Annotated in this window: 5 protein-coding genes and 1 pseudogene; 3 read left to right on the top strand and 3 right to left on the bottom strand. The window is 52.0% G+C overall.

The genetic code is table 11. The features are described from left to right. Positions 1-1,033, bottom strand: a 1,033-nt coding sequence (locus M0974_RS23490; RefSeq protein ID WP_297842554.1) for a sulfotransferase family 2 domain-containing protein, incomplete at its 3' end; no start/stop codon positions are given. Positions 1,034-2,059: 1,026 nt separating this feature from the next. Here M0974_RS23490 and M0974_RS23485 point away from each other — a divergent pair. Then, the gene (locus M0974_RS23485; protein ID WP_297842552.1) at positions 2,060-3,115 is read left to right on the top strand and encodes an FkbM family methyltransferase; all 1,056 of its coding nucleotides are present in this window, start codon (positions 2,060-2,062) and stop codon (positions 3,113-3,115) included. A 164-nt stretch (positions 3,116-3,279) separates the two neighbouring features. Here M0974_RS23485 and M0974_RS23480 read toward each other — a convergent pair whose 3' ends face one another. Next, entirely contained in the window at positions 3,280-4,509 is a 1,230-nt protein-coding gene (locus M0974_RS23480) for an acyltransferase (protein ID WP_297842548.1), read from the bottom strand. Positions 4,510-4,603: 94 nt separating this feature from the next. Here M0974_RS23480 and M0974_RS23475 point away from each other — a divergent pair, with 94 nt between their 5' ends. Next, entirely contained in the window at positions 4,604-4,792 is a 189-nt protein-coding gene (locus M0974_RS23475; protein WP_297842545.1) for a hypothetical protein, read from the top strand. Between the two features lie 42 nt (positions 4,793-4,834). After that, a pseudogene (locus M0974_RS23470) lies at positions 4,835-4,930 on the top strand (IS5/IS1182 family transposase); the annotation flags it as partial. Between the two features lie 59 nt (positions 4,931-4,989). Here the strand turns inward: M0974_RS23470 and M0974_RS23465 are convergent. Further along, positions 4,990-5,751 (bottom strand): hypothetical protein (locus M0974_RS23465; RefSeq protein ID WP_297842542.1); only part of this gene is annotated, 762 nt, incomplete at its 5' end.

Here is a 5,751-nt window from a genome sequence, read left to right as displayed (position 1 = left end):
TTTTGGTGCGCTCCCCATCAAAAACTACAACCACCCCGGTCGATGCATCTATCCAATGATACGAGGCGTTGATGGGATTCGAAAGTTGGCCGCTTATAGAAAATTTGGAGTTATTGGTTGCCGCCACTGTCACTTGGAATGTCGAGGCTGCATCGATTTTGGGGGGTGCTTCGGTTATTTTAATATCGAAAAGCTTTCGTTCCTCGGCAGGCAACGGACTGTGCCATGGGATACTGGTATCTGGATTTTTAGATTTAAAGTGTGAAACGAGGAGTGATTTTGTCATTTCACCAAAGCGATCTTCGAAAACTTGACACGCCCAATTATATAGCTCTTGATCTAGTCTGGTGATTTCGTTGATAGCACGAATTGTTTCGGCCGAAATTTCATGGTCAGAAGGCCTATTTGATGAAATATTCAATCTAGGTACCGAGAAGTTCGGGTAGAAATTCATGACATAAGAGAGAAGGTGCTTGGAGTCTTGCATACGCTCTGTTATACCGAAAAAGGCGCATTCTTCGAGCCTTTTCTTTGCAATATTTAATAACTCCCGGTCATCCGGCCTTTTCGCGTGTGCTCTAACTATTGACCTCCCATAGCCAACAGGGTCGCCTGAAAGTTTTGCATAATCGAGATCGACGGAAAGAAATAATGTTTGCGCATTTATCATATCCCAGTTTGTTTCGCTATCTGTAACAAAGTCAAGAAGCGACCAGTTCTCGTTGATCACACGGTGGTGTCTGTAGGCATTTTCGTCACGTTTGACATGCGAATACCAGGAGATAGTCCGCTGTACTGGATCTCTGAGCATTGTCAGATAGATAAGGCTCTGATTAACGTAAGTATTTAGGCCGTGCCATAGGTGTCCCCGAAACAGTTTGTAGCGAGACATCTCCGCCAATGGGACTTGGAATAATTCTGGAAGCAACTGTGCCGGGCAAATTTCTTCTGGGTCGAATTGACTATCCAGAAAGGAGGTGAAGGAGCTTCCACCTGTTTTTGGTATATGCAGGTAGTAGATTGGACTATTCATGGAGTACCGTGATTTTGAAAACGCTTTTACTGGGACAGTGTAGTTATCGTGGTTGGCGTAGCTTTGATGGTTGATTTCGTCTGTTGTTCGTTGGGACGCCGAGACGGTGAGGTCCGGTGCCAAGGAGTAAGCTGGCAGAAACGACGATTTTGGATTTTACCAGGAATCCCGTGAGTTCATCGGATCTGATGTGGAGCGCGTCCTCTTTCTTAAACTTTTCATTTTGCAAAATAAGATAGTGCGATCCATTTGTCACCGATCGGCGCTATGGAGTCATTCCCGGGGGCGGAGTTTTGGCCTGACCTGATGATTGGCGCATCGGCGCCAGCGCACGATCGGTGTTATGGCGGCAGTCCGTGACCGCGCCGATGTTGAACGCGATTCGAGCTTCCCAGATGGGTACGCGCCGTTCTTGCCGAACGGAGTGTCCATGACCACCGTAGACTCGAATTGTTGAGTACCGTCAAGTCCTTGTCCGCATGCAGCAACGTGGTTTCGATCGCGACATTGAGCGTAGCGGCCTGATGGGCCGCAAGAAGTTGGCCGCTGTTCGTCGGGTTCTGGCGCAAGTGGGTAGCCCGTTGAGAGGTTTCCTATAGGACGGGCAAAGGCAGCGGGAGCGACCGGATCCGCCGCCGCAGGAGCAGGAGGCACGACGACTATTGTCGGATCGGTTTCATGAGCGCCATTGACTCTTTCGGGCGGAGCGGGAGGCATTCAGGGTAACAGTGGCGCATACACCGGTTATTACGGCGGATCGCCGGCGGCGCCGGATTGCCCTCAGGTCAGCGCGGCCAGGATACTGGACCTGTAACGGTCGGACTGGCAACCAGCGCAGGGGGGACGGCTGTGTTAGTCCCATCCGGAGGGCCGGTGTCCATTGGCTATACGTATGACGGCACGACGTTTGCGAAGCGGGCCTCGGATTCGTCCCTTACCAGAAGTTATTGTCGCCGCGAACGACATGTGCCATGCTCGTTGTCAGTGCATACGTCGTAGACATTGAACCTTTCAGGAAATCTACAAGTGTCATATTCGCAAAGAAAAATAACCATCGGCCAGAGGGAGTACTGGATATCCACGGATCCGGACTATGGAAAGCACCTTGGGGAGCGGTTTGAGCCGAATACGGCCGCGCTTCTGGAGTGCCTGAGCAGCCCTGATTCCAGAGTTCTCGACATTGGAGCCAATATCGGAATCACTGGGGTTTTGCTAGCGCAGCTTTCTCCAGATGGCAGCGTGACCGCAATCGAGCCAGTTCCTGCCGCATATACGCTCCTGAGCAAAAACGTCGCCAACTCCGGCCACAAAAACATTCGTACTTGCAATTTCGCCCTCGGGAAAACCGACGGCGAAGTCGTGATGCAGGGAAACCCTAGTAATCTTTCTGGCTCTTTCGTCTCCGACATCCACAGCATTGATGACGGACACCACTTCAGGGAGGTCGTGAGGCAGCACGCGCTTGATGCTGTATTTGGCAGTCTGGGCCTTGAGCGGCTCGACCTGATTAAGATCGACGTGGAGGGTTACGAGTTGGACGTTCTTGAGGGCGCCAAGTCGGTGCTCGCCCGGTATCAACCGATCGTCACGCTCGAAATGAACTACGTGGCGTTAAATCTGTGGCGAAACATGTCGGTTCCGGAGTTCCGCGCGCGTCTGCTAGATATTTTCCCGTGCGTGTATGCGGTAAAAGAAGGCGGGTATATCGACTTTCGGGATGAGAAACGAAGCCATGAGGTTCTCTTTAATCACCTGACAAAGTGGGAGTACATGGATATTGTTGCCGGATTTGACGTCGTCGCGTTGACGAACAGGTTGGAGCGTCTGGAATATATCCGGCAAAAAAATGAAACCGAATATGCACGATCGCGTGAGCCGGACGAGGCTGTGAGTCGGGTGGCTGAACTGCAGGCCATCATAGATCACCTGGAAGAAGACTTGAACTGCGCGAGAGAGGGCAGAGCAGCCCGTGAAAGAGAATCCGCTTTAGCGAAGGAGCGTATCCATGCTATTGAAGGATCTCACAGCTGGATGGTCACTGCGCCGCTGCGCGGGCTGATGAGGTCCTTTCGTAAGCGTTAATAAGATGACTAAGGCCAACAACAAGCGGCTTTTACACGTCGATAAGACTAGCTTCAGGGACTCGCTGCTCTGGTACGCGCCTTAAACTGCTGATTGCCGGCACGTCGCCGACCCTCCGGTCTCATATCGCTTGAGAGGAGCCAAGAAAGCAGATACGTGAGGCTTCAGCGCTCCAGCGGCAACATAGCCGCTGGTTCTCGAACCTTTTCGATCCGGCGCGAGAAGGAAATAGCGCCTCGATCAATATATTTCTCAAAGTAGTGGGCCACGAAGAGCGTGATCGGTAGCGCGATCGCGCTTGCACTCAGTGCTGCGGCGCCATATGACAGGTGGGTCGCCAGCACCTTGAACAGCAAAAACGTCGCGGTAAAGAGGATTGGGAAATGAACAAGATACAGGCTGAAGGAAATCCGGCCGAGCCAAAGTGCCCACTTGCTCTCCAGCCAGCGTCGATACGGTCCAATCAGGATGACGCCTACGAACAACATGATCGCGCACAGCTGCCGCTGAAGAAACTCCGGATTTTCCAGTGCCGCCCCAGCGAACCTGTTCATCGCGTCAGCTACAGGGATGAACTGCTCCAGATGGACGGACGAACTGACGACGATGGAGATCGCAACCATTGCGAAACCAGCTGCCGGATAAAAACTTCCACTGCGACGCATCAAGCGCTCTCGAGCGGTGAATAACGCAAACCCAACGAGGAAGAGGCTGAAATAGGTATAGCCGGTGCACACGAGCAACACCGCAAAGAGAAACCAGAATATGGGCCTTGGCAAGCGACGATATGCGGCGCAAACGAGGATAACGAGTACTGATCCCCAGAACTCAAAGTGAATGGTCCACAGTGGCGCGTCAAGTGACTGCGTAACCGGCGGTAGCGTTAAGAGGTGGTTAAAGATCGACGTCCCGTTATAGCTCAACAACATAGAGTTGAGCGCAAACTCCCGGACTATCGCCACGACGGTGAGAGGATTCTCGGATAGCGTATGGACCCACCCCGAGTGACCCTGTATGGCAACGGACTCTTTTGCCGACGGCAAGAGCAAAATCAGCACCAAGGCGAATGCAAGCGCGCCGACGACCGGGAGGTAGAGTCGCGTGAACCTCTTTGCGGTCTGCATGCCGATTCCCGAGTTGCTCGCGAGGAAGGATGGAGCTAGTACAAAGCCGCTCATCACAAAGAAAAGATAGACCGCCGAGTAGCCGTCGATCATGAAGAACGCTGGCGAGTGGTCAAGTCTGGTTTCAAGATCGTAATGGGCGAACTGTGCTGCCCGAGCGAGTCTCGGCAAAAAGCTGGAACAGTAATGCAGCGCCACAACCTGAAGCGCTGCAAGTCCACGCAGGCCATTTATAAACTCGAACGTGTGACGTCGCTCGTCGTTACGCATTTCTGTCCTCATCAGGTAGGCTACGAATATTACCTGATGTAGGAAATTACTTACCGCCGGAACCGATCGTTCATCATCAGCATGTGTGCCCCTCATGGACGGATATCTTGTCGTTCGGACAGGCAGCGCGCCGCACGGCGGGCGCAACGGCGTCCTTGAAGCGGAGTTTCGCGAGATCGAACGGGGCCATGCGGATGCGATGCCTGAAATCGTGGTCGGGATGTTCCTGCCCGACAACTCTAACCGATTCGTCGACCTGATTTGCGCCAGAGCCTTATCTTAGCCTCGAGGAAAAATTGAGCCGAATGTACAAGCCACCGCGCCTCGGCGCTCGCTAGTCGAAAATCTCACGTACCCGCTCAAGACGCCGCCCGGCAATCACCTGAGGGCGAGCTGCATCGGTTCGCAGACGACAAAGTTGCGATCTGCATGGGCGTGGGCGATCTCACTTGATTTATGCAACAACCCCTTTACGACTGGCTAGTGTAATGAAGTGCAGAGATCCTGTGCGGTAACCAGCTGTTTAGCTGCTCGGTTTTGTTTTGCGATATAGGCATCTAAACGCACCATTGCCGAAATATACTCAGCGGCTGCGCCCAGATAGTCCTTGCTCCCCATTGCCTGACCATCTTGTGCATCCCATTCCGAGAAAGTACCATTTCGGACAATTTTAACCGAAATTTCATTGAGCGATTTACAAGCATCAACTGCACGCCCATTTTTTAACATATCTGAAACTAGGCGTAATCCAAACCAATCCCATGCGCCCCCATTCTGATATTGAAAAGGGTGGGTGACTGCAGGGTGTTTGTATACGCCATCCGGATAGGGCGGATACAGCACACCGGATATTGTGGGTGACTTGAACTTCTCTTTCATCTGAAGCGCTATATCGAATATTCTATTGGCCATTTCAGGTGTGGTGAGCCCCGCTTCGATCGCCACCGCATTGCCGCCCATCGGAAACATTTCGTCCTCGTTGATGGGAAGGTCGATGGGGGTTAAATCTTTATGCATCAGGAAATAACCGCGTTCCTGGCTCCATAAATTCGTCACTATATTATGCTTTAGGGCACGCAGGCGCTCTTGCCAAAGTTTGACATTATTGCTGGATGGCGATATGTTTTTCGAGGTCAAGTCGATATAGTCGCGAATTGCCAACGCATACATTGCATTCGTATAAATACCAACAACAAGATATGAATTGCTGTTGAGATATATGGCTGACTGAGTTGATTTATC

Source organism: Pseudomonas sp. (assembly GCF_026224925.1).
Lineage (GTDB): Bacteria > Pseudomonadota > Gammaproteobacteria > Pseudomonadales > Pseudomonadaceae > Aquipseudomonas.
The sequence above is the reverse complement of the archived record's forward strand: the minus strand, read 5'-3'. Positions and strand labels throughout refer to the sequence as shown.

Coding starts and splice junctions, on each gene's coding strand:
- M0974_RS23480 (WP_297842548.1), bottom strand. CDS start 4,509: ATGCGTAACGACGAGCGACGTCACACGTTCGAGTTTATAAATGGCCTG.
- M0974_RS23475 (WP_297842545.1), top strand. CDS start 4,604: ATGGACGGATATCTTGTCGTTCGGACAGGCAGCGCGCCGCACGGCGGG.